The organism is Phreatobacter stygius, from assembly GCF_005144885.1.
Taxonomy (GTDB): Bacteria; Pseudomonadota; Alphaproteobacteria; order Rhizobiales; family Phreatobacteraceae; genus Phreatobacter; species Phreatobacter stygius.
Genome location: NZ_CP039690.1, coordinates 4121405 through 4143297 on the forward strand (window position 1 = coordinate 4121405; position 21893 = coordinate 4143297).

General features: G+C 66.5%; 20 protein-coding genes, 2 pseudogenes and 1 riboswitch. Of the genes and pseudogenes, 17 read left to right on the forward strand and 5 right to left on the reverse strand.

The genetic code is table 11. The features are described from left to right. The first annotated feature begins 63 nt into the window (after positions 1-63). From E8M01_RS19380 to E8M01_RS19390, 3 genes and pseudogenes are all read left to right on the forward strand, one after another. Entirely contained in the window at positions 64-426 is a 363-nt protein-coding gene (locus E8M01_RS19380) for an Atu4866 domain-containing protein (protein ID WP_136961626.1), read from the forward strand. A 65-nt stretch (positions 427-491) separates the two neighbouring features. Further along, complete coding sequence (locus E8M01_RS19385) at positions 492-1232, forward strand: SDR family oxidoreductase (protein ID WP_136961627.1); 741 nt, start codon at positions 492-494, stop codon at positions 1230-1232. Between the two features lie 135 nt (positions 1233-1367). Continuing rightward, positions 1368-1976: pseudogene (locus tag E8M01_RS19390) on the forward strand (tRNA (N6-isopentenyl adenosine(37)-C2)-methylthiotransferase MiaB); the annotation flags it as partial. Here the strand turns inward: E8M01_RS19390 and E8M01_RS19395 are convergent. After that, the gene (locus tag E8M01_RS19395) at positions 1972-2937 is read right to left on the reverse strand and encodes an IS481 family transposase (protein WP_136958885.1); all 966 of its coding nucleotides are present in this window, start codon (positions 2935-2937) and stop codon (positions 1972-1974) included. The pseudogene E8M01_RS19390 and the gene E8M01_RS19395 sit on opposite strands and share 5 nt — an antisense overlap. A gap of 50 nt (positions 2938-2987) precedes the next feature. On the opposite strand from E8M01_RS19395, the pseudogene E8M01_RS19400 reads away from it, so the two are divergent. The 10 genes and pseudogenes from E8M01_RS19400 to E8M01_RS19445 form a co-directional block, all read left to right on the forward strand. Then, positions 2988-3827, forward strand: a pseudogene (locus E8M01_RS19400) (MiaB/RimO family radical SAM methylthiotransferase); the annotation flags it as partial. 25 nt (positions 3828-3852) lie between these two features. Further along, positions 3853-4938, forward strand: coding sequence for a PhoH family protein (locus E8M01_RS19405; protein WP_136961630.1), 1086 nt, complete (start codon positions 3853-3855; stop codon positions 4936-4938). Then, entirely contained in the window at positions 4935-5444 is a 510-nt protein-coding gene (gene ybeY, locus E8M01_RS19410; RefSeq protein ID WP_136961631.1) for an rRNA maturation RNase YbeY, read from the forward strand. The genes E8M01_RS19405 and ybeY overlap by 4 nt, the downstream gene beginning before the upstream one ends. Next, the gene (locus tag E8M01_RS19415) at positions 5437-6702 is read left to right on the forward strand and encodes a hemolysin family protein (protein ID WP_246088362.1); all 1266 of its coding nucleotides are present in this window, start codon (positions 5437-5439) and stop codon (positions 6700-6702) included. The genes ybeY and E8M01_RS19415 overlap by 8 nt, the downstream gene beginning before the upstream one ends. A gap of 436 nt (positions 6703-7138) precedes the next feature. Next, positions 7139-8743 carry an apolipoprotein N-acyltransferase gene (gene lnt, locus E8M01_RS19420; RefSeq protein WP_136961633.1) on the forward strand — a complete coding sequence of 535 codons (1605 nt, stop codon included), beginning with the start codon at positions 7139-7141 and terminating at the stop codon, positions 8741-8743. Between the two features lie 211 nt (positions 8744-8954). Beyond that, on the forward strand, positions 8955-9374 hold the full coding sequence (locus E8M01_RS19425) for a helix-turn-helix domain-containing protein (protein WP_136961634.1): 420 nt from the start codon (positions 8955-8957) through the stop codon (positions 9372-9374). A gap of 286 nt (positions 9375-9660) precedes the next feature. Next, positions 9661-10872, forward strand: a complete 1212-nt coding sequence (gene metK, locus E8M01_RS19430) for a methionine adenosyltransferase (RefSeq protein WP_136961635.1) — start codon at positions 9661-9663, stop codon at positions 10870-10872. Between the two features lie 153 nt (positions 10873-11025). Next, on the forward strand, positions 11026-11721 hold the full coding sequence (gene trmB, locus E8M01_RS19435; RefSeq protein WP_136961636.1) for a tRNA (guanosine(46)-N7)-methyltransferase TrmB: 696 nt from the start codon (positions 11026-11028) through the stop codon (positions 11719-11721). 48 nt (positions 11722-11769) lie between these two features. Next, the gene (locus E8M01_RS19440; RefSeq protein ID WP_136961637.1) at positions 11770-12747 is read left to right on the forward strand and encodes a FecCD family ABC transporter permease; all 978 of its coding nucleotides are present in this window, start codon (positions 11770-11772) and stop codon (positions 12745-12747) included. Continuing rightward, positions 12744-13520 carry an ABC transporter ATP-binding protein gene (locus E8M01_RS19445; RefSeq protein WP_136961638.1) on the forward strand — a complete coding sequence of 259 codons (777 nt, stop codon included), beginning with the start codon at positions 12744-12746 and terminating at the stop codon, positions 13518-13520. The genes E8M01_RS19440 and E8M01_RS19445 overlap by 4 nt, the downstream gene beginning before the upstream one ends. Positions 13521-13525: 5 nt before the next feature. Here E8M01_RS19445 and E8M01_RS19450 read toward each other — a convergent pair whose 3' ends face one another. Beyond that, entirely contained in the window at positions 13526-14089 is a 564-nt protein-coding gene (locus E8M01_RS19450) for an Lrp/AsnC family transcriptional regulator (RefSeq protein WP_136961639.1), read from the reverse strand. Between the two features lie 135 nt (positions 14090-14224). On the opposite strand from E8M01_RS19450, the gene E8M01_RS19455 reads away from it, so the two are divergent. Both E8M01_RS19455 and E8M01_RS19460 read left to right on the forward strand, forming a co-directional pair. Beyond that, on the forward strand, positions 14225-14860 hold the full coding sequence (locus E8M01_RS19455; RefSeq protein ID WP_136961640.1) for a LysE family translocator: 636 nt from the start codon (positions 14225-14227) through the stop codon (positions 14858-14860). Positions 14861-14992: 132 nt separating this feature from the next. Beyond that, complete coding sequence (locus tag E8M01_RS19460; protein WP_136961641.1) at positions 14993-16165, forward strand: M20 aminoacylase family protein; 1173 nt, start codon at positions 14993-14995, stop codon at positions 16163-16165. A 57-nt stretch (positions 16166-16222) separates the two neighbouring features. Here the strand turns inward: E8M01_RS19460 and E8M01_RS19465 are convergent, their stop codons facing one another. Continuing rightward, entirely contained in the window at positions 16223-16609 is a 387-nt protein-coding gene (locus E8M01_RS19465) for a RidA family protein (RefSeq protein WP_136961642.1), read from the reverse strand. Between the two features lie 54 nt (positions 16610-16663). After that, complete coding sequence (locus E8M01_RS19470) at positions 16664-17758, reverse strand: 2'-deoxycytidine 5'-triphosphate deaminase (RefSeq protein WP_136961643.1); 1095 nt, start codon at positions 17756-17758, stop codon at positions 16664-16666. A 77-nt stretch (positions 17759-17835) separates the two neighbouring features. Then, positions 17836-17914: riboswitch (SAM riboswitch) on the forward strand. Between the two features lie 107 nt (positions 17915-18021). Here E8M01_RS19470 and E8M01_RS19475 point away from each other — a divergent pair. After that, positions 18022-19248 (forward strand): O-succinylhomoserine sulfhydrylase, encoded by a 1227-nt coding sequence (locus E8M01_RS19475; protein WP_136961644.1) that lies wholly within the window; start codon positions 18022-18024, stop codon positions 19246-19248. A gap of 117 nt (positions 19249-19365) precedes the next feature. Continuing rightward, positions 19366-20439, forward strand: a complete 1074-nt coding sequence (locus tag E8M01_RS19480; protein ID WP_425467743.1) for a quinone-dependent dihydroorotate dehydrogenase — start codon at positions 19366-19368, stop codon at positions 20437-20439. Here the strand turns inward: E8M01_RS19480 and E8M01_RS19485 are convergent. Beyond that, the gene (locus E8M01_RS19485; protein ID WP_136961646.1) at positions 20436-21782 is read right to left on the reverse strand and encodes an MATE family efflux transporter; all 1347 of its coding nucleotides are present in this window, start codon (positions 21780-21782) and stop codon (positions 20436-20438) included. The genes E8M01_RS19480 and E8M01_RS19485 overlap by 4 nt on opposite strands. Between the last annotated feature and the right edge of the window lie 111 nt (positions 21783-21893).

The following is a 21893-nucleotide window of genomic DNA, read 5'->3' on the forward strand; positions in this document are numbered from 1 at the left end:
CTTCTTCGTCAACGCCTAGCGTCCGGGCGTCGGCGGCATCCCGCCGCGCCAAGGAGGTTCCCGATGACCAGCACATCCACCCGATTCAACTCCATGTTCGCGGCGAGCGTCGCCAGCTTGATGTCGGCCGGTCCTGAACTGGCGATCGCTGAGACTGTCCCGGCTCCTGCGGCCACACGCAGCGCGGCGCCCACCGGCCAGACGGTCGTTGGCATGTGGGTGACTGCCAATGGCTTCATCCGCCTCGAGCTCTTGGCCGACGGCCGCTACGACGAGGCGCGCGGCCAGCGCCGCAGCGCCTATCGCGGCCGCTATGAGGTGAGGGGGCCGCAGCTCCATTTCGTCGACGATTCCGGCTTTACCGCGTCAGGCATCATCAGCAATGGCGTGCTGAGCGTCGGCGGCGACGAATTCCGCCGCGAATGACGTGGTAGGCCGAAGCGCGGCCTCGACCGGACCTCGTTCCCCCTCAAAAAGCCTGGACTGATCTCATGCAGGACATGAACGGAAAAGTCGTGGCCGTGACCGGCGCCTCCAGCGGCATCGGCGAGGCCATTGCCCGGCGGCTCGCCGCCCAGGGTGCCCGCGTGGTGCTGGGTGCCCGTCGCACCGATCGCCTGGAAAGGCTTGGCGCCGAAATCGCCGCCGCCGACGGTGGCGCGGCGTTCACCGCACTCGACGTGACGTCTCGTGCCAACATGAAAGCCTTCATCGGCTTCGCGCTCGAGCGTTTCGGCCGCCTTGATGTGCTGGTCAACAATGCCGGCCTGATGCCGCTGTCGCTGATCGGCGATCTCAAGGTCGACGAATGGGATCGGATGATCGACGTCAATCTGAAGGGCGTGCTGCATGGCATCGCGGCCGCCCTGCCGGTCTTCACCGCCCAGGGTTCCGGCCATTTCGTCAACATCAGCTCGATTGCCGATCGGCGCATCGTGTCGACCGCGGCGATCTATTCCGGCACCAAATATGCGGTCAGGGCTATCTCCGAGGGGCTGCGCCAGGAGGTCGGGCCGGCGGTGCGCGTCACGCTGGTGGCGCCAGGGGCAACCCGGTCCGAGCTCGCCAACACGATCTCGGATCCGGAACTGCGGCGGGCGGCGATCGAGGACTACCGCCGCGACCTCTTGCCCGCCGACGCCATCGCGCGCGCGGTGGCTTATGCCATTGCCGAGCCCGGCGATGTCGACGTCAACGAGATCGTGGTCCGGCCGACCGCCCAGATCTATTGAATGGCGGACGTCGATTGAACGACCGCGGCCTCCTCGGCCGCGGGCGCCGGCAGGCCCGCGACCGGGAGCGCAAGGAAGCACTCCCGGTCGAGCCGGAAATCCGCTATATCGCCGCTCTTGATCGAAGAGCATGTGATGAGCGAGACGACGCCAAGCCCTGTTCGTGAGATGACCGAGGACGCCATTCGGCCGGCTGGCCCGAAGACCGTCTTCGTCAAATCTTACGGCTGCCAGATGAATGTCTATGACAGCCAACGCATGGCCGATGTCATGGGTGCCGAGGGCTATCGCGAGGTGGCGAGCCCGGAGGAGGCCGACCTCATCCTGCTCAACACCTGCCATATCCGCGAAAAGGCCGCCGAAAAGGTCTATTCCGAACTCGGCCGCATGCGCGCACTCAAGGAGGAGGCCAAGGTCCAGGGCCGCCAGGTGCTGATCGGCGTTGCCGGCTGCGTCGCCCAGGCCGAAGGCGAGGAGATCGTTCGCCGCGCCCGCACCGTCGACCTGGTGGTCGGGCCGCAGAGCTATCACCGCTTGCCGGACCTGGTGGCGCGTGCCGCCGTCAAACCCGGCGTGGTCGATACCGAATTCCCGGTCGAGGACAAGTTCCGCCATCTGCCCGACGCGGCCCATGCGAAGACCCGGGCTCGCGGCATTTCGGCCTTCGTCACCGTTCAGGAAGGCTGCGACAAGTTCTGCACCTTCTGCGTGGTGCCCTATACGCGCGGCGCCGAGGTCTCTAGGTGTTTAGTCCCGGCATTTGATGGAGTGGATCGAGCCTGAATCGTTGAGGCTCTGTTGTCCAGAGTTTGCAGATGAATTCGTAGGGTGTGAGGCCCTTGAGGGTCTTCAGCCTCCGCCCGAAATTGTAGGCGCTGACGAAGTCGGCGAGATGCGCTTCGAACTGCCGGTGGCTGTCGTAGTGGTAACGCTTGACGGTGGCTTCTTTGATGGTGCGGTTCATGCGCTCGACCTGGCCGTTCGTCCAAGGGTGCTTCACCTTGGTGAGGCGGTGCTCGATGCCGTTCTCCTGGCAGCGCATGCCGAACATGTGCGTCACGTAGCGCGCCGTCGGACCATCGGCATACCGTGGCGGGAAGGTGAACTGGATGCCGTTGTCGGTGAGAACGGTATGGATCTTGTAGGGGACGGCCTCGATCAAGGCCGAGAGGAAGGCTGACGCGGAGGTCCGCCCCGTCTTCCTGACGATCTGTACGACGGCGAATTTGCTCGTGCGATCGATGGCGACATAGAGGTACAGCTTGCCCTCAGCGGTCTGCACCTCGGCGATATCGATGTGGAAGAAGCCGATCGGATAGGATTTGAACTTCGTCTTCGCCGGCTTCTCGCCTTCGACCTCGGGCAGGCGGCTGATCCCGTGACGCTGCAGGCAGCGGTGCAGGGATGACCGCGTCAGCGTCGGGATCGTCGGCTGTAGCGCATAGAGGCAGTCGTCGAGCGGCAGCAAAGTATGCTTCCGGAAGGCGACGATCACGGCCTCTTCCTCAATCGTCAGCACTGTCGAAGTCGGGTTCTTCGGCCCGGTCGGCACATCGGTCACCGAGGTCCGCTTCTTCCACTTCGCGACCGTCTTCTGGTTAATCCCGTAGCGCTTAGACAGAGCCCTCAGGCTCTCTTGACTATGTTGTATCGCTCGACGGACCGCCTCAGTCGTCGTGGCGCTCCCGTGGAGAACCTGGCCCATAGCGCGTCCCTCGATTCCTGCATCGAGATTGCACCATCAAAGCCCGGGATCAAACATCTAGGCCCGTGGCGCAGGTGATCGCCGAGGTCGAGAAGCTGGCGCTGGCCGGCGTGCGTGAGGTCTCGCTGCTCGGCCAGAACGTCAACGCCTATCACGGCGAGAGCCCCGACGGCTCGGAATGGACCTTGCCGCGGCTGTTGCGCCGGCTGGTCGAGGTGCCTGGCATCGCGCGGCTGCGCTATACCACCAGCCATCCCAGCGAGATGACCGACGACCTGATCGCGGCGCATCGCGATCTGCCCGAACTGATGCCTTATCTGCATCTGCCGGTGCAGTCCGGTTCGGACCGCATGCTCGCCGCGATGAACCGCAAGCATACCCGCGACGACTATTTCCGCATCATCGACAAGGTGCGCGCCGCCCGCTCCGACGTGGCGCTGTCGTCCGATTTCATCGTCGGTTTTCCCGGCGAGACCGATGCCGATTTTGCCGACACCATGGATTTGATCCGCCGGGTCGGTTTCGCCGCGGCCTATTCGTTCAAATATTCGCCAAGGCCGGGCACGCCGGCCGCGACCATCGAGGGCCAGCTGCCTGATGCGCTGATGACCGAGCGGCTTCATGCCCTGCAGGCCCTGGTCACCGCGCAGCAGCGGGCCTTCCAGGACAGCCTGGTTGGCCAGGTCATCGACGTTCTCTTCGAGAAGCCCGGCCGCAATCCCGGCCAGATGGTCGGACGCTCGCCTTACCTGTCGCCGGTGCAGGTCATCGCACCGTCGTCACTTGCCGGGACAATCGCAGCTGTCCGAATCATCGGCACGCAGACAAACTCGCTTAATGGCGTTCTCGAAAATGCTCTCCATATGAAGGCAGTGCAGGCGGCGGAGTGAACCTTTCAAAGGAAGGATCGATGGTTTGAAAAATCCTGGTGCGGGTGGCTTCGGGCCGGATAGCGGCCAAAACATTCCCTGGCTTTCGACGCACGACTCCCAAGATGAAGCTGAAATCACGCTGGCTTTCGACGACAACCGTCTCGCCAGCCGCCTGTTCGGCCAATACGATCAGAATCTCGCCTTCCTCGAGAAGCGCCTGAGGATCCAGGCCACCGCGCGCGGCAATCACGTCACCCTGGCAGGCCCGCCCGAACTGGGCGAGCAGGCGAAAAGCGTGCTCGAGAACCTTTATGGACGGCTCAAGGCCGGTCACGACATCACGCTCGGTGACGTCGACGGCGCGATCCGCATGACCACCTCCCAGGGCTCGCTGTTCGAGGCGGATGGCGAACCGAGGATCGGTCACGAGGAAATCGTCACGCGCAAGCGCACGGTGCGCGCCCGCACGCCGGCGCAGGATGCCTATATCCGGGCCTTGAAGCGCAATGAAATGGTCTTCGGCATCGGCCCGGCCGGTACCGGCAAGACCTGGCTGGCGGTCGCCCAGGCGGTTGCCCTGCTCGACAAGGGGCTGGTCGATCGGCTGATCCTGACCCGGCCGGCGGTCGAAGCCGGCGAGCGGCTCGGCTTCCTGCCTGGCGATATGAAGGAGAAGGTCGACCCCTATCTCCGGCCGATCTATGATGCGCTCTACGATCTGATGGACGCGCCGCGGGTCGAACGCGGCATTCAGTCGACCATGATCGAGATCGCGCCGCTCGCCTTCATGCGCGGCCGCACCCTGACCAATGCCGTGGTGATCCTGGACGAGGCTCAAAACACCACCTCGATGCAGATGAAGATGTTTCTGACCCGGCTTGGCGAGAATTCGCGCATGATCATCACCGGCGACCCGACGCAAGTGGACTTGCCGCCCGGCATGAAATCCGGCCTGACCGAGGCGCTCGACCTGCTCGATGGCGTTCCGGGCATTGCCCAGGCCTATTTCACCGAGGACGACGTGGTCCGTCACGAACTGGTCGGCCGGATCGTCAAGGCTTATGAAGCGGCAACCCGTGCCGGCGAGCACAAGGCGCCTCATATGCCGCAGCGCATGCGCCAGGAATGAGCTACGACCCGCTTCAGGAAGCCCCGGTCCAGACCGACATCGCGCTGCTTTCCGACCTGTGGAAGGGCCTGGCCGATGCCGAAGAGACGGTACATCGGGCGGTGGCCGCTGCCGTCGCGCATCCGGAGGTCAAGCCGCCCCCGGATGCCGAATTGTCGGTGGCGCTGGCCGATGACGCCGAGGTGAAAAGGCTCAATCGGGACTATCGCGCCAAGGACAAGCCGACCAATGTGCTGTCCTTCCCGGCGACCCACGGCCCGATGCTCGGCGACGTGATCATTGCTTATGAAACGCTGGTCAAGGAAGCCGCCGACGAGGATATTGCGGTCAGCGACCACCTGACCCACTTGACGATCCATGGGCTGTTGCATCTTTTGGGTTATGATCACGAGACTGAAGCCGAAGCCGTGACGATGGAACGCATCGAGACCGAAGTCCTTGCCAGCCTTGGCATCAAGGACCCCCACGCGACCGGGCGCATCATGCCCGATGGACCCCATGCCTGACCCTAGCGACAGTCGATACCGAACCACCGCGGCGGAAGCCGCAAGCCCAACACTGCCAAATACCGCGCCCGCCGAGACCGACAAGTCCGCGGAACGCCATGAGCGCTGGATCGACCGCCTGCGCCATCGGCTCGGCCTCAGGCAGAACGCCTCGATCCGCCGCAACCTCGAAGAAGTGCTCGAGGAAAATGCGCCCGCCTCCGCCGGCTTCACGCCGGAAGAGCGCTCGATGCTCAAGAACATCCTGGAACTGCGCGAGAGCGGGGTTGGCGATCTGGCCCAGCCGCGCGCCGATATCGTCGCGGTCCAGAAGGACATGTCGCTCGGCGCCCTGATGCAGGCTTTCGAGGACGCCGGCCATACCCGCCTGGTGGTGTTCGACGACACGCTGGACGACCCGGTCGGCATGGTTCACATCAAGGACCTGGTGACCCACCTGTTCAACGAGGCGAAGAAGGCCTCGCGCAAGCGCCGCTCCGGAACCCGCGGCGAAGCCAAGGCGGAAGCCAAATCCGGGGCCCTCGATCTCGGCGCCGTCGACCTTGCCGTGGCGCTGTCGTCGAGCCGGCTGATCAGGCCGATCCTGTTCGTGCCGCCCTCGATGCCGGCGATCGATCTGCTTGCCCGCATGCAGGCGACCCGCATCCAGCTGGCCCTGGTGGTCGACGAATATGGCGGCACCGACGGGCTGATCGCCATGGAGGATATTGTCGAGAGCATTGTCGGCGACATCGAGGACGAACATGACGTCGACGACGGCAAGACCATCGCGGTCATCGCCGACGGCGCCTATATCGCCGATGCGCGGGCAACCCTCGAGGAGGTTCGCGACAGCCTCGGCCCGGATTTCGATCCCGGCGAGGAGGTCAGCGACGAGGTCGATACGCTCGGCGGCTACCTGACCGTGCTTGCTGGCCATGTGCCGGTTCGTGGTGAAGTGGTGGCCGGACGCGGCGACTTCGAGTTCGAGGTGGTCGATGCCGACCCGCGCAGGGTCAAGCGCGTCAAGATCACCCGCGGCCGCGGCCTGATCGCCAAGCCGGCACGGTTGACCCGGCGCAAGGACGAAGAGGAAGAAGTGGCACCGCTGGTCGAGGCTCCGGCGGCGCTCGCGGAGCTTCCGGTGCCGGCGCTCGACCGGCTGCCGGCCCAGGCGACCCAATTGCCGGCCTCCCCGTCGCCGACCGCCCAACTGCCGGCCAGTGAGCCGACGCCGACGCCGGCCGCCGAGCCGCGGGGCGGCGAGAGAGCCACCTGATCCGGAGGTGCTCCGTGAGGGGCACTAGGTCGTGCACTCATCATGGATGGCGTCACGACGCGAGGATTTTTGGCCGGATGGCAGGAGGCTTGCCGGCGCAAGCCTCTCGGCTTGCTCAAGGCAAACCAATTGGTTTGCCGGGGTAAGTCGACGCACCAGCCGGCCAAAAGGACCGCGCCGCTTCGCGGTGGGGCGAAAATGGTCGATGGCCGCGTCGAAGCGCTTGCCCGATGGACGACATCGGGCTGCGCACTTCTCCAAATTACCAGTGTTTCTCGGCCCTCGACCATTTTGGCCCCATCGTGACGCCATCCATTAAGAGTGCACGACCTAGCTTGGGCGCGGTGCTTGACCGCCGCGCCGCACTGGTCGACACGGGTGGCATGTCGTCAAGCCTTGCCGAATCGCGACCGTCGTCGCCAGGCCGCTCGCCCGGATGATCCAGCACGCCGCCCGCGCGATCATTCTGGCCTGGGGCTGGCAGCGCGCGGCGCTGGCCTTCGGCGCCGGTGCGCTCGGCGCGCTGGCCATGCCGCCGTTCGGGATCTTTCCGGTCCTGGCGATCAGCTTTCCGGTGCTCGTCTGGCTGCTCGACGGCGCCTCGGCGGCGGGCGGCCGCTGGCGCACCCTGTTGGCCGCCGGCCGCACCGGCTGGTGGTTCGGCTTCGGTTATCATCTTGCCGGCCTGTGGTGGATCGGCTCGGCCTTTCTGGTCGAGGCCGATCGTTTTGCCTGGCTCATGCCGGCGGCCGTCATGGCGCTGCCGGCCGGGCTCGCACTGTTCACGGCGCTTGGCACCGCCTTCGCGCGGCTGATCTGGCGGCCGGGCGCCGGGCGCATCCTGGCGCTCGGTCTTGGTCTCGGCGCCGCCGAATATCTGCGCGGCACGGTGCTGACGGGCTTTCCATGGAACCCCTATGGCTCGGCGCTGACCCAGTATCTCTGGCTTGCCCAGGCGGCCGCACTCGTCGGGATCCACGGCCTGACCCTGGTTGCGGTCCTGGTCTTTGCCAGCCCGTGCATGCTCGGCGACGATCCGGACGAGGGCTCGCGGCGGGTCGCCGTGCCGGCCGGTGCGGTGCTGGCGCTGATGTGCCTGGCGCTTTATGGCGGCTGGCGCGTCTCGACGACCCCGGTCACCATGGTGGACGGCGTCAAGCTGCGCATCGTCCAGCCGGGCATCCCCCAGGATGACCGTTTCCGCGCCGAGGCGCGCGACTGGATTCTCACGCGTTATGCCGAGCTTTCGGACAAGGCATCCTCGCCGGAGCGCATGGGCATCAAGGATGTCACGCATCTGATCTGGCCGGAATCGGCCTTTCCGTTTTTCCTGATGTACGATCCCGAGGCGCTGACCCGCATCGCCAATCTGATCCCCGAGGGCACGACGCTGATCACCGGCGCCGCCCGCGCCGACACCCCGCTGCCCGGCCGGCGCCTGCCCCGTGTGTTCAACTCGGCTTATGTCATCGACCATCAAGGTGCGATCACCAATACCTATGACAAGGTCCATCTGGTCCCGTTCGGCGAATACCTGCCGTTCCACGACCGGCTGGAGGCCATGGGGCTGGAGGCGATCACGCGCGTGCAGGGCGGCTTTTCGGCAGGCGACCGTCGCCACACGATCAATCTGCCCGGTGCCCCGCCGGTCGGCATTCTCATCTGTTACGAGATCATCTTTCCCGGCGAGGTGACGGCGCCCGACCGTCGGCCCGGCTGGCTGCTCAATGTCACCAATGACGCCTGGTTCGGCTTCACCCCCGGGCCCTACCAGCACCTGCACCAGACGGTGGTTCGCGCCATCGAGGAAGGCTTGCCGGTGGTGCGGGCCGCCAATAACGGCATATCGGCGGTGATCGATCCGCTCGGCCGGATCACGAGGTCGCTGCCGCTCGGGACCCGCGATGCCCTTGACGCCGAATTGCCGGCCGCCTTGCCGCGGACGGTGTTTGCGCGTGCCGGCCACGTGCCGCTCTGGGTCGCCTGGATCGGGTTATTGCTGGTTGTGCTGCGGCGGCGGGGCAGAACCGGGAGAATTTGATCGATTGGTGTCTGTACGAGATGTTTCTGGGCGCCTTGTACGGCCACGGATAATTGGCCATAACGCGATTGTGGATAGTGGAGGTTGTGATTGGTCACCACTGGGGCAAGTGGTATCATCATCCCTCTCGCATCAGGTCCGCGTGCATAAAATCCACGCCGGGGATCGGCGGCGTGTCCAGCATGGGTGATGGGGGTACGGAGTACATCGTATGATCAAGAAGGCACCGAACCCGATCGACAAGCATGTCGGCAGCCGCGTTCGCATGCGTCGCATGATGCTTGGGATGAGTCAGGAGAAGCTCGGCGAGCGGCTCAGCCTGACATTCCAGCAGGTTCAGAAATACGAGAAGGGGACCAATCGAATCGGAGCCAGTCGCCTGCAGCAGATCTCGGCGATCCTGTCGGTTCCGGTGTCGTTCTTCTTCGAGGGTGCGCCTTCCGGCGAGCCTGGCCCGGACGGCGGCTTCCAGGAAGTCACCGGCGGTGCCTCCTATGTCGCCGATTTCCTGTCGACCAGCGAAGGCCTTGCCCTCAACCGCGCCTTCATCCGAATCAAGGATGCCAAGGTTCGCCGCAAGGTCGTCGACCTGATCAATGCGATCGCCGGCGAGGACCAGGTCGCGCAATGACGGGCTGAATGACGGCTCAAAACCCGAGGCGGCAGCCTTCGCCGGAAGGCTCGGAACGCATCTTCCGTTCTTTTTTGCGAACGAAACGGCCTTTTTGACGTTTTCGGGCTTGACCGTCGGACAAGCTATTGCCAGAACCTCGCCCGCTCGGGACGTGATGCCATGTGCATTGCCCGAGCGGTCGCGCTTCATCGGCGGTGCGATCGAAGGATCCCGGTTCACGGCGCCACCGATGCGACGGCGCCTCGTCCCGCTTGCGCGGGACATTGCCTCTGGAGGACGTTTAGTGTCCCGCAGTTCCTATCTCTTCACGTCGGAGTCCGTGTCCGAAGGTCATCCGGACAAGGTTTGCGATCGCATCTCCGACGAGATCGTCGATCTGTTCTTCAAGGAAGCCGCCAAGGCTGGTCTGCCGGCGTCCCAGGTCCGTGTGGCCGCCGAGACGCTCGCCACCACCAACCGGGTCGTCATCGCCGGCGAAGTGCGCACCAACCTGACCGAGAAGCAAATCAAGTCGAAGGTCAAATCGGCCGCGCGCAAGGCGATCAAGAGCATCGGCTACGAGCAGGAGGGCTTCCACTGGAAGAAGGCCAAGATCGACGTCCTGCTGCATCCCCAGTCCGCCGACATCGCCCAAGGCGTCGATGAGACCGGCAACAAGGACGTCGGTGCCGGCGACCAGGGCATCATGTTCGGTTACGCCAGCCGCGAGACGCCGGAACTGCTGCCGGCGCCGATCTACTACGCCCACAAGATCCTCGAAGACCTGACCATTGCCCGCAAGAAGGGTGAGGGACCGGCCGCCAAGCTCGGCCCGGACGCCAAGAGCCAGGTCACCGTGCAATATGAGGACGGCAAGCCGGTCGGCGTCACGCAGATCGTCCTGTCGACCCAGCATCTCGACGAGACGCTGACCTCGGCCGACGTGCGCAAGATCGTCGAGCCCTATATCCGGGCGACCCTGCCGGAAGGCTGGATCACCAAGGACACCGTCTGGCACGTCAATCCGACCGGCAAGTTTGTCATCGGCGGCCCGGATGGCGACGCCGGCCTGACCGGCCGCAAGATCATCGTCGACACCTATGGTGGCGCCGCGCCCCATGGCGGCGGTGCCTTCTCCGGCAAGGATCCGACCAAGGTCGACCGCTCGGCCGCCTATGCCGCGCGCTATCTCGCCAAGAACGTCGTCGCCGCCAAGATTGCCGACCGCTGCACCATTCAGCTGTCCTACGCCATCGGCGTGGCCAAGCCGCTGTCGATCTATGTCGACCTGCACGGCACCGGCCGGAACGGCGTTGACGAGGCGCGGCTCGAGAAGGTGCTGGGCGAGGTTCTCGACCTGTCGCCGCGCGGCATCCGCGAGCATCTCGGCCTCAACAAGGCGATCTATGCCAAGACCTCGGCCTATGGCCATTTCGGCCGCAAGCCCGGCCGCGACGGTTCCTTCTCCTGGGAGAAGACCGACCTGGTGGCCAAGCTGAAGGAAGCGCTCGCCTGATCGGGCGACGCCTCATCCGTTTTGAGCGAAGGGGGCCTCCAGGCCCCCTTCGTCATATCCAGCCCGGATTTCTCACACGTGCTACGGCCGCCGTTGCGGTCGCGCCGCGATGGCCGGTGTGAGAAATCCGGGCCAGGAACGCCCGGACCACCGATGACAAGCGACGAGAAACGACTGGCGGGGCAGGGCTCGTTCTTCGGGCGGCGCAAAGGCAAGGGCTTGCGCGCCCATCAGACCGACCTGATCGACACGCTGCTGCCACGTCTGGCGGTCGATCTCGCCGCTCCCGCCACGCCCGAGGTCCTGTTCGCCGCGCCGGTCGAGGGCGTCGTGCTGGAGATCGGTTTCGGCGGCGGCGAACATCTGGTCCGCGAGGCGCTGGCTTTTCCACGTCTCGGCTTCATCGGCGTCGAGCCCTTCGTCAACGGCATGGCCAAGATGTTGGCCGAGATCGAGCGCAAGGCGATCGGCAATGTCCGCCTCTACACCGGTGACGGCGCCGAGGTGCTGGCCTGGCTGCCGGAAGCCTCCCTCGAACTGGTCTATCTGCTCTATCCCGATCCCTGGCCGAAGAGCCGCCATCACAAGCGCCGCTTCGTCTCCGACACGACGGTCGCGGCGATCGCGCGCCTGTTGAAGCCAGGCGGGGAATTCCGCTTCGCCACCGATATCGACCATTATGCCGAATGGACGCTCGCGCGCCTGATGCGCTCGCCGTCCTTCGCCTTCGCCGCCGAAAAGGCCCGCGACTGGACGACGCCATGGGTCGGCTGGGAATCCACCCGCTATGAGGCCAAGGCCCTGCGCGAGGGCCGGAACCCGTGCTATCTGACATTCCGGCGCGTCTAGGGGCCAGCCCTATCGAGGACGCACCCCAGGCCGCCCCCGGAACCGCGCGTGACAGCCATTCTCGTCCCGATCTGCCTGGTGCTCGCCGGCCTGTCGCTTCTGGCGGGCCCGGTGCCGCTGTCGCCGGTCGACGTGGTCTCGGGTCTCATCGGTGGCGACACGACGGCAGCGATCATCGTCACCGAGATCCGTCTGCCGCGCACCCTGCTGGCGCTGATGATCGGCGCCACACTGGGTCTTGCCGGCGCGGCATTGCAGGGGCTGGTGCGCAATCCCCTGGCCGAGCCGACCCTGTTCGGCGCGCCTTCGGCCGCTGCCTTCGCCTCGGCCGCGATGCTCGCGCTGGGCGGCGCGTCGGCCCTGTCGTTCTGGCTGCCGGTCGCCGGCATGACCGGCGCCTTCGTTTCCGTCGCAGCCTTGCTGCTGGTGGCCGGCCCGCATGCCAGCCTCACCGTTCTGCTGCTGGCGGGAATAGCGCTGGCCAGCCTGTTCGGCGCCGGCACCGCGCTCGTGCTCAATCTCGCGCCCAATCCCTTCGCGGCCCTTGAAATCGCCTTCTGGCTGCTCGGTTCGCTCGAAGACCGCTCCTTCGTCCACATTGCGATCGCCGGCCCGTTCATGGCCGCCGGCGCGGTCCTGCTGGCCTCCCAGGCCAAGGTCTATCGGGCGCTGACATTCGGCGAGGAAGTGGCGGCGAGCCTTGGTGCCCATCTCGGCCGGGCCCGTATCGCCGTCACCTTTGGTCTGGCGCTGGGCGTCGGGGCGGCGGTGTCGGTCGCCGGCGCCATCGGTTTCGTTGGCCTGGTCGCGCCACATCTGGTCCGGCGCGCCGTAAACGCCGATCCCGGGCGAATTCTGTTGCCGGCGGCGCTCGCCGGCGCGGCCCTGCTGACTGCCGCCGACATTCTGGCGCGGCTCATTCCCGCCACCACCGAGATCAAGACCGGGGTGATCACCGCGCTGATCGGCGTGCCCTTCCTGCTCTGGCGGATCTTCGGCGAGCGGCGCCTGGAGGCCGGCCAATGAGCGGCCTCGTGCTCGAAAATGTCGGTGTCCGGCTCGGCCGCAAGGCGGTCGTCGAGGCCGTGTCGCTGGTGGTCCCGGCCGGCACCTTCCTGGCCATTGTCGGCCCGAACGGCGTCGGCAAGACCAGTCTGCTCAAGGCGATTGCCGGCCTCACGCGGTCGGACGGCGTGATCAGGCTCGGCGGCACCGACCTCGCCCGCCTGCCGGCCGAGGCGCGTGCCCGGCGCCTCGCCTACCTGCCGCAACGCGCCGAGGTTGCCTGGGCCCTGCCGGTGCGCGATGCGGTGGCACTGGGCCGACTGCCCCACGGCGATCCGTTCGGCCGGCCGACCGCCGCCGATGCCCAAGCGGTCGCGCGGGCGCTCGACCGGCTCGATCTCGGCGCTTTCGCCGACCGGCCGGTCACCGCATTGTCCGGCGGCGAACGGGCGCGCGTCATGCTGGCGCGGGTGCTGGCGACCGAAACGCAGGTCATCCTGGCCGACGAACCGACGGCGGCGCTCGATCCGGCACAGCAGCTCGGCGTGCTCGAGCTGCTGCGCGCGGTTGGGGTTGCCGGCGGTATTGTCGTGGCCGTCCTGCACGACCTGACCCTTGCCGCGCGCTTTGCCGACCGCATTGTCGTGATGGATGCCGGCCGGATCGTCGCGGATGGGCCGCCTGCCACCGTGCTGACCGACCGGCTGCTGGCGGATGTCTTCCGTTTGCGTTGCGCCATCACCGAGATCGACGGGCGTCGTGTGCCCGTGCCGGTGGGGCGAATACCGGGCTGAACGGCTCAGCCGCGCCGCGCGGCGGGGAGCTTGGGCCCAGGAGGCCCCGGCAGATGAGGCCCCGGCAGATGAGGCCCCGGCAGATGAGGCTCCGGCAAATGGTCAAGCGGCAGCGGTCCCTCCGCCTTGACCGTCTGGATCGCGAAATTGCTGCGGATATCGCTCACCCCGGGCAGCTTGAGCAGGGCGCCCATCAGGAATTGCTCATAACCGGCGAGATCGGGGACGACCACCTGCAGCAGGAAATCCGCCTCGCCCGAAACCAGGTGACAGGAGATGACCTCGGGCAGCGCCTTGACCGCCTCGCGGAAGGCGGCGGCCGTCTCGTCGCGATGGCGCTCGACCTTGATGCCGACAAACACGGTCAGTCCGAGGCCGAGCTCGCCGCGATGCAGGGTTGCGTGATAGCCGCTGATCACGCCGGCTTCCTCCAGCAGGCGCACCCGGCGCAGGCAAGGCGACGGCGACAGGCCGATCTCTTCGGCGAGTTGCACATTGGTCAGCCGGGCGTCGCGCTGCAACGCCGCGAGAATGCGCCGGTCTATGGCGTCCAGCTTCAATTTTGGCATGATCGACCTGGCTTCGATGTCGAGATTGGCACAGTACGCCAAATTGGTGCCTGTTCGAGGCGTAACTCGCAAGGACCTGCCGCCGCGTCCGGGGCTAGCATCGCCTTACCCGAGAACCGGGATATCGGAGGTGTCATGGCCGATCTCGGGATTTTCGTCGGGGCGCTCGCCATTGCTTATCTGGTGCCCGGGCCCGACATGGTCCTGCTTCTGGAAACCGGCGCCTTGCGTGGCCGCGGGCAGGCGCTGGCGACTGCCGCCGGACTGGCGCTGGCGCGCGCCGCACACGTGGCGCTGGCTGCGCTCGGGCTGGCAGCCCTGCTCAGGACCTCGCCCTGGACCTTCGAAGTGGTTCGTCTCGCGGGCGCGGCCTATCTCATCTGGCTCGGCATCGCCATGCTCGGCGCGTCGTCCCTCCTGCCGCCGGAGGCCCGGCCCGGAGCCGGCCGGGCGGCGCCATCCTATCGGATCGCCTTGCGACGGGGCCTCTTGACCAACATCACCAATCCCAAGGCGCTGCTGTTCTGCTCGGTGCTGCTGCCGCAATTCATTCGGCCGGACCAGGGCGCGGTTGCCGGGCAGTTCCTGCTGCTGGGAACCATCCTGGTCGGTATCGGCCTGGCTTTCGATATCGTCCTTGCCTTGGCCGGTGCGGCCATCGGGCGCTGGCTGTCGCGTTATCCTCTGGCGCAAACGCTGCAGCGATGGGCTTTTGCCATGCTGCTGATTGGTTTCGGCGCGCGGCTGGCGCTGTCCTCGCGTCCGCAATAGGGCACGCCTGGTGGCATCGCGCAGGTGGCATTCGCGCAGGTGGCATTCGCGCAGGTGGCATTCGCGCACCGGGGATTGGCTTTCGGCGGCGGCCGGACCAGACTTCGCGCGACATTTGCCGGAGCTCGTCCCATGCCGACCATTGATGCCCTTGCCGCGCTGACGCCCGAGATGACCGAATGGCGCCGTGATTTCCACGCCCATCCCGAGATCGGCTTCCAGGAGGTGCGCACCAGCGGCATCGTCGCCGAAAAGCTGGAAGCCTGGGGCCTGGAGGTCCATCGCGGCATCGGCCGCACCGGCGTGGTCGGCGTGCTGCGCGGCCGGCCCGGCAATCGCAGCCTCGGCTTGCGCGCCGACATGGATGCCCTGCCGATGTCGGAACAGAACGATTTCGAGCACTGCAGCACCCATGACGGCGTCATGCATGCCTGCGGCCATGACGGCCACACCACCATGCTGCTCGGCGCGGCGAAATATCTCGCCGAGACGCGCAATTTTTCCGGCACGGTCAATTTCATTTTCCAGCCGGCCGAAGAAGGGCTCACCGGCGCCGCCGAAATGGTCAAGGACGGCCTGTTCCGGCGCTTCCCCTGCGATGCCGTCTACGGCATCCACAATCTGCCCGACCTGCCGCTCGGCACGGTCGCCGTGCGCGAGGGGACCGTGCTGGCCGCGGTCGACTATTTCAGCATCATCCTGCGGGGCAAAAGCAGCCATGGCGCGCAGCCCCATGCCGGCCTCGATCCGCTGCCCGGCGCAATGCAGCTCTATGGCGCCCTGCAGTCGCTGATCAGCAGGCGGGTCGACCCGCATGATACGGCGGTGCTGAGCGTGGCGCAGATCCATGCCGGCACGTCCGATATCGTCATTCCCGAGACCGTCGAGCTGCGCGGCACCATCCGCACGCTGAAACCGGCGACGCGCAAGCGCATGGACGACCTGTTCCACCAGGTGGTGGAGGGCACGGCCGCGGCCCACGGCCTCGGCGTGACGCTCGACTACAAGCGCTCCTACCCGCCGACCATCAACACCTCGGAAGAGGCGGCCGTCGCGGCCGCTGCGGCCACGGACATCGTTGGTCCGGAATTGATCAGGGGCGATTTCCCTTCGCTGACCGCCGGCGAGGATTTTTCCTACATGCTGCAGGAGGCGCCGGGCGCCTTCCTGCTGTTCGGCCAGGCCGGCGCGGAGCGCGGGCGCGTGTCGGTGCATAACGGCCGCTACGATTTCAACGACGACCTGTTGCCGATCGGCGCGAGCTTTTTCGCGCGCCTGGTCGAGCGCGAGCTGGCCGGAGCCTGACCCCGGGGCCAGGCGACCTTGCCGTCAGGGGAGATCGCCGCGGTCGGGCTGCGGCGATCAGGCGGCGGCGATCACTTCGATCTCGACCAGCCAGTCGCTGACCAGGGTCTGCGCGACGATCGCGGTGGTCGGAATGCGCCGTCCGCCGAGCGCCTTGACCCGCGCCGCGCCATTGGCCTCGGCATAATCAGGGTCACGCAGATAGCTGGTCAGCCGCACGATATTGTCGACCGCCATGTCGGCGCTGGCCAGGATGGTCCGGATATTCGACCAGATCAGCTCGAGCTGTTCGTCGAGGGTTTTGCCCGCGGCGCCCTCGGCGTCGAGGCCCATGGTGCCCGCGACGAACAGCAGGCGATGGGGCGCCTGGACTTCGAGCGCATGAACATAGTCCGATGTCGCCGGGTAGATTCCGGCCGTCGGGTTGTGTGTGACGAACTTCACGGCATCCTCCTTGGCACGGGTGGCGGCCGCCGATGCATCGCCGCCGACGCGGCCTCAGCGGAAGTGCTTGGACAGCTTCAGGCCCTGGGCCTGATAGTTCGAGCCGAGTTCGCCATAGAGGCTGCGCGGCGTCGCGGTCATTCGCTCATAGACCAGGCGCGCGACGATCTGGCCGTGCTCCAGGATGAACGGCACCTCGCGCGAGCGCACCTCGAGCACGGCACGGGCGCCGCGGCCGCCGGCCGCGGCATGACCGAATCCAGGATCGAAAAAGCCGGCATAATGAGCGCGGAACTCACCGACCAGCGGATCGAACGGCACCATTTCGGCGGCATAGGCCGGCGGCACCACCACCGCTTCCTTGGAGGCGAGAATATAGAACTCGTCCGGGTCGAGGATCATCTCGCCCTTGCCGCGCGCCTGGATCGGTTCCCAGAAGTCGAGCACGTCGGCCGCGGCCTTCTTATCGACGTCGATGACGCTGGAATGGCGCTTGGCGCGATAACCGAGCAGGCCGCCCCAGGCCTCGCCCATCAGGTCGATCGACACCGCGATGCCACCGGGGCCGACGATCGGCTGCGCCGTGTCGACCAGCCGCTCGGTCGCCTGCAGCGCGTGGATCTCGTCGATCGTCAGTTCGGCGTGGCCGCGCCGGAAGCGGATCTGCGACAGTCGCGATCCCGTCCGCACCAGCACCGAGAAGGTCTGCGGCGACACCTCGAGATAGAGCGGGCCTTCGTAATCCGCGGGGATGGTGTCGAAGGCCTGGGCCCGGTCGAGGATGACGCGGGTGAAGACGTCGAGCCGGCCGGTCGAGCTCTTCGGATTGGCGGTCGCCGATATGCCGTCCTTCAGCGCGACAGCCTCCAGCAGTTCGACCAGATAGACACAGCCGGTCTCGAGCACCGCGCCGCGGGTCAGGTCGATCTCGTGCAGCGCCAGCGACTGCAGGCGGTCGACCACCGTCGTGTTGGGGCCGGGCAGGAAGCTCGCCCGGATGCGATAAGCCCGCGTGCCCAATCTCAGATCGAGCGAAGCCGGCTGGACCTGATCAGCGTCCAGCGGCCGGGCGATTCTGATCGCTCCGGACGCCACCAGCGCCTCGATGGTCTGGGCCGGCAGGATGCCCGCCGTCGTGTCCTGATCCATGCACCAAATCCCCGACGAACGAATCGTTCGTCAAAACGAACAAAATACTTGACGCGTCAATCCGCCCTGCTTACCACGCTTGACCACGTGGAGATTTGGCCGGTCGGCTTGCGGACCACGTTAAACACTTCGCTAAAAGGCCGGGCGTGCGGGATCAACCCGGCCCTGGCTTTTGCTGGGCCGGGTTTTGTTTTTTAAGGGGACAAGTCCCCTTAGCGGCTCCCTGGCCGGGGGCTGTCACAGGTAGGCCGAAGGAAGCCGTGATGAAAAAGCCGTTCGATCCTGCATCCGCCCGCCCCGCGACCCGCCTGGTTCACGGCGGCACGTTGCGCTCGGAATTTGGCGAGACCTCGGAGGCCCTGTTCCTGACCCAGGGCCATGTCTACGCCACGGCCGAAGAGGCCGAGGCCCGCTTCAAGGGCACCGAGCCGGGTTTCATCTACGCCCGCTTTTCCAATCCGACCGTGTCCATGTTCGAGGAGCGCATGGCGCTCCTGGAGGGCGCCGAAGCCGCCAAGGCGACGGCCACCGGCATGGCGGCGGTCAACGCCGTGCTGTTCGGCCAGCTTTCGGCCGGCGACCACGTGGTCGCGGCCAAGGCGCTGTTCGGCTCCAACCGCTTCATCATCGAGACGCTGCTGCCGCGCTTCGGCGTCACCTCGACGCTGGTCGACGGCGCCGACCTGGCGCAGTGGCAGGCCGCGGTGAAACCGAACACCAAGGTGTTCTTCCTGGAAAGCCCGACCAACCCGACGCTCGAGGTCTATGACATCGCGGCGATCTGTACGATCGGCAAGAAGACCGGCATCCGCACGGTGGTCGACAACGTTTTCGCCACGCCGCTGCTGCAGAGCCCGCTACAGCTCGGTGCCGACTGCGTGATCTATTCGACCACCAAACATGTCGATGGCCAGGGCCGCTGCATGGGCGGCGTCATCCTCGCGTCGAAGCAGTTCATCGCCGACTACATCTACCAGTACCTGCGCCAGACCGGCCCGGCGATGAGCCCGTTCAATGCCTGGGTCATGCTCAAGGGCCTGGAAACCCTGCACGTGCGGGTCGAGCGCCAGACCGCCAATGCGGCCAAGGTCGCCGACGCCCTGGCGGAGTTGCCGGGCGTTAACAGGGTGATCTATCCCGGCCGGCCGGACCATCCGCAATATGAGCTCGCCAAGCGCCAGATGCGCGGTGGCTCGACCCTCGTCGCCTTCGAGGTCGAGGGCGGCAAACAGGGCGCCTTCCGGGTTGCCAATGCGCTGCAGATCATCCGCATCTCCAACAATCTCGGCGATGCCAAGAGCCTGATCACCCATCCGCCGACCACCACGCATGACCGGTTCACACCGGCCGAGCGTGCCGAGATGGGCATTTCCGACGGCCTGCTGCGCCTGTCGGTCGGGCTCGAGGATCCCGAGGACCTGATCGAGGACCTGGGCCAGGCGGTGCGTTCGCTGGTCTGGCCGAAAGAGGCCAAACTCGTTCGGCTCTGAGGCTCGATCCCTATAGGTGCTGGTCGAAATCCATCTGGTGGTGGGCCAAGCCGGGGACGAACGTCGGGGCGGGTCTTGCTCTCGGCCGGCTGCCAATGCCAAAGGAAGCGCATGACGCTGCTCTCGCTCGCCTCCCGCCTCGCCCAGCCCTTTCTGCTCGCCACCGATCCGGAGACCGGCCACCAACTGGCTGTGACGGCGCTGAAGACCTTGCCGGTGCCACGTTGCGGCGCCGACGACCGGCGTCTGGCCGTCCAGGCCTTCGGTTTCGACTTTTCCAACCCGGTGGGCCTGGCCGCGGGTTTCGACAAACATGCTGAAGTGCCGGACGCCTGTCTTCGGCTCGGTTTCGGTTTCGTCGAGGTCGGCGGCGTCACGCCGGAGCCGCAGGTCGGCAATCCGAAACCGCGGCTGTTCCGGCTGGTGCCGGACCAGGCCGTCATCAACCGTTATGGCCTGAATTCGGACGGCGTCGATGCGGTGGCCGAAAGGCTCCGGCGCCGCCAGGGCCGCCCCGGCATCGTCGGCGTCAATATCGGCCCGAACAAGGACACCGCCGACCGGATCGCCGATTACGGCCGGCTGGTCGAAAAGCTCGCGCCGCACGCGTCCTACCTGTCGGTCAATGTCTCCTCGCCCAATACGCCGGGCTTGCGCGACCTGCAGCAGGCCTCTTTCCTCGACGAGGTGCTGGCCCGCTCGCTCGATGCCCGCGACAGGGTCGCAGCCGGCAAGCCGGTACTGGTCAAGATCGCGCCGGATCTGTCGCTCGCCGGGCTCGACGACATGGTCGAGGTCTGTCGAACGCGCCGGGTCGACGGCATGATTGTCTCGAACACCACGATCGAGCGGCCGGCGAGCCTGATCGATCAGGCCACCGCCAAGGAAGCCGGCGGCCTCTCCGGTGCGCCGCTGTTCGATCGCTCGACCCGCATGCTGGCCGAGACCTATCGGCGGGTCGAAGGCCAGTTCCCCCTGGTCGGCGTCGGCGGCATCGCCTCGGCGGAGGATGCGTTCGCCAAGATCGCGGCCGGTGCGACCGTCGTGCAGCTCTATTCGGCGCTGGTGTTCAAGGGCCTGAGCCTGGTCGAAGACATCAAGGCCGGGCTGGTCCAGCACCTGAAGCGCGAAGGGCTTGGCTCGATCGCGGCGGTGATTGGCAGCCGGGCGGACGACTGGCGGCTCGGCTAGCGCGGCACCGCTGCGAAGGTCCGGCGAACCATGCCGGGATAGGCGAGCCACTGATAGAGCCCGCGGCAAGCCTGGAACACCAGGAAGGCGATCCACAGGCCGGTATTGCCATAGCCCGACAGCAGCCACCAGGCGGCGATGAAGGTGGCGAAGGCCGCCACCATGCAATTGCGCATGGCGGTGGTCCAGGTCGCGCCGATGAACACGCCGTCGAACAGGAAGGCCATGACCCCGGTGAACGGTGTCAGCGCCGCGAAGACCAGGTACTGCCGGGCCTCGGTGCGCACCGCCTCGGCGCTGGTGATGACGTCGATGGCGAGCGGGCCACCGAGATAAAACAGCGCCGAGGCGCCGGTGCCGAAGGCGACCGCCCAGATCGCCGACAGCGCCACCGCGCGGCGAAAGGCGGTCTGGTTCCTGGCCCCGACCGCCTGGCCGCCGAGCTGCTCGGCGGCGGTGGCAAAGCCGTCGAGGAAGAAAGCGACGACGCCGACCAGGTTCATCAGGATGGCATTGGCGGCCAGCACGGTGTCGCCGCCGACCGCGCCCTGGCGGGTGAAGAAGGCGAAGCCGGTGACCAGCGCCGCGGTGCGGATCATGATGTCGCGGTTGATCGCGATGGTGCGGATCAGCTTGGCCTTGTCGAACACGACGGAGCGCGCCACGCCGAAGCGGCCGCCGAGCAGTTTCAGCACCACGATAAGCCCGACGACGGCGCCGGAGAGTTCGGCGAGCGCATTGGCCGTCGCAGCTCCGGTCACGCCAAGCCCGAGCACGGTGACGAGCAGCAGGGTCAAAGCCATGTTGACCAGATTGATGGCGACCTGCAGCACCAGGCCGGTCACCGTGCGCGCCTGGCCGATCAGCCAGCCGAGCACGGCGTAGTTCACGAAGACGGCGGGCGCCGACCAGATCCGCACGGCGAAATATTGCTCGGCGACCTCGTTGACCGCCGTCGAGGCGCCCATCAGCTGGAATGCCGCGAACGAGATCGGCCGCTGCAGCAGCACCAGCGCGCCGCCGCAGAGCAGAGCCATGACCAGGGCACGGGCGATCACCGCGCGCCGCTCGGTGTCGTCATGGGCGCCGAGGGCCTGGGCGGTCAGGCCGATCGTGCTCATGCGCAGGAAGACGAAGGCCCAGAACAGGAAATCGAACACCACCGCGCCAAGCGCCACGGCGGCGAGCAGGCGCGCCTCGCCGAGCTGGCCGATGGCGGTCGCGCTGACGATGCCCAGCAGCGGCGTCGTCACATGGGCGAAGATCATCGGCACCGCGATGGCAAGTACACGGCGATGGGTGACGGCAGGGGCCGGAACAGCGGCGGGCAATGTTGCGTCCATGCTGCTCTTCTAGAGCATGTTCACCGGGCCTGGATACCGGGGCGGGTGAGGATAGTCCGATATAACAACAGCATAGCGTGTTTTGCGGCGCGACCGGAGCGGTGCCGGCCC

Excerpts from the sequence above, each read along its gene's own strand:
- E8M01_RS19380 (WP_136961626.1), top strand. The coding sequence starts at position 64 with ATGACCAGCACATCCACCCGATTCAACTCCATGTTCGCGGCGAGCGTC.
- E8M01_RS19385 (WP_136961627.1), top strand. The coding sequence starts at position 492 with ATGCAGGACATGAACGGAAAAGTCGTGGCCGTGACCGGCGCCTCCAGC.
- E8M01_RS19395 (WP_136958885.1), bottom strand. The coding sequence starts at position 2,937 with ATGGGCCAGGTTCTCCACGGGAGCGCCACGACGACTGAGGCGGTCCGT.
- ybeY (WP_136961631.1), top strand. The coding sequence starts at position 4,935 with ATGAGCTACGACCCGCTTCAGGAAGCCCCGGTCCAGACCGACATCGCG.
- E8M01_RS19415 (WP_246088362.1), top strand. The coding sequence starts at position 5,437 with ATGCCTGACCCTAGCGACAGTCGATACCGAACCACCGCGGCGGAAGCC.
- lnt (WP_136961633.1), top strand. The coding sequence starts at position 7,139 with ATGATCCAGCACGCCGCCCGCGCGATCATTCTGGCCTGGGGCTGGCAG.
- E8M01_RS19425 (WP_136961634.1), top strand. The coding sequence starts at position 8,955 with ATGATCAAGAAGGCACCGAACCCGATCGACAAGCATGTCGGCAGCCGC.
- trmB (WP_136961636.1), top strand. The coding sequence starts at position 11,026 with ATGACAAGCGACGAGAAACGACTGGCGGGGCAGGGCTCGTTCTTCGGG.
- E8M01_RS19445 (WP_136961638.1), top strand. The coding sequence starts at position 12,744 with ATGAGCGGCCTCGTGCTCGAAAATGTCGGTGTCCGGCTCGGCCGCAAG.
- E8M01_RS19450 (WP_136961639.1), bottom strand. The coding sequence starts at position 14,089 with ATGCCAAAATTGAAGCTGGACGCCATAGACCGGCGCATTCTCGCGGCG.
- E8M01_RS19455 (WP_136961640.1), top strand. The coding sequence starts at position 14,225 with ATGGCCGATCTCGGGATTTTCGTCGGGGCGCTCGCCATTGCTTATCTG.
- E8M01_RS19460 (WP_136961641.1), top strand. The coding sequence starts at position 14,993 with ATGCCGACCATTGATGCCCTTGCCGCGCTGACGCCCGAGATGACCGAA.
- E8M01_RS19470 (WP_136961643.1), bottom strand. The coding sequence starts at position 17,758 with ATGGATCAGGACACGACGGCGGGCATCCTGCCGGCCCAGACCATCGAG.
- E8M01_RS19475 (WP_136961644.1), top strand. The coding sequence starts at position 18,022 with ATGAAAAAGCCGTTCGATCCTGCATCCGCCCGCCCCGCGACCCGCCTG.
- E8M01_RS19485 (WP_136961646.1), bottom strand. The coding sequence starts at position 21,782 with ATGGACGCAACATTGCCCGCCGCTGTTCCGGCCCCTGCCGTCACCCAT.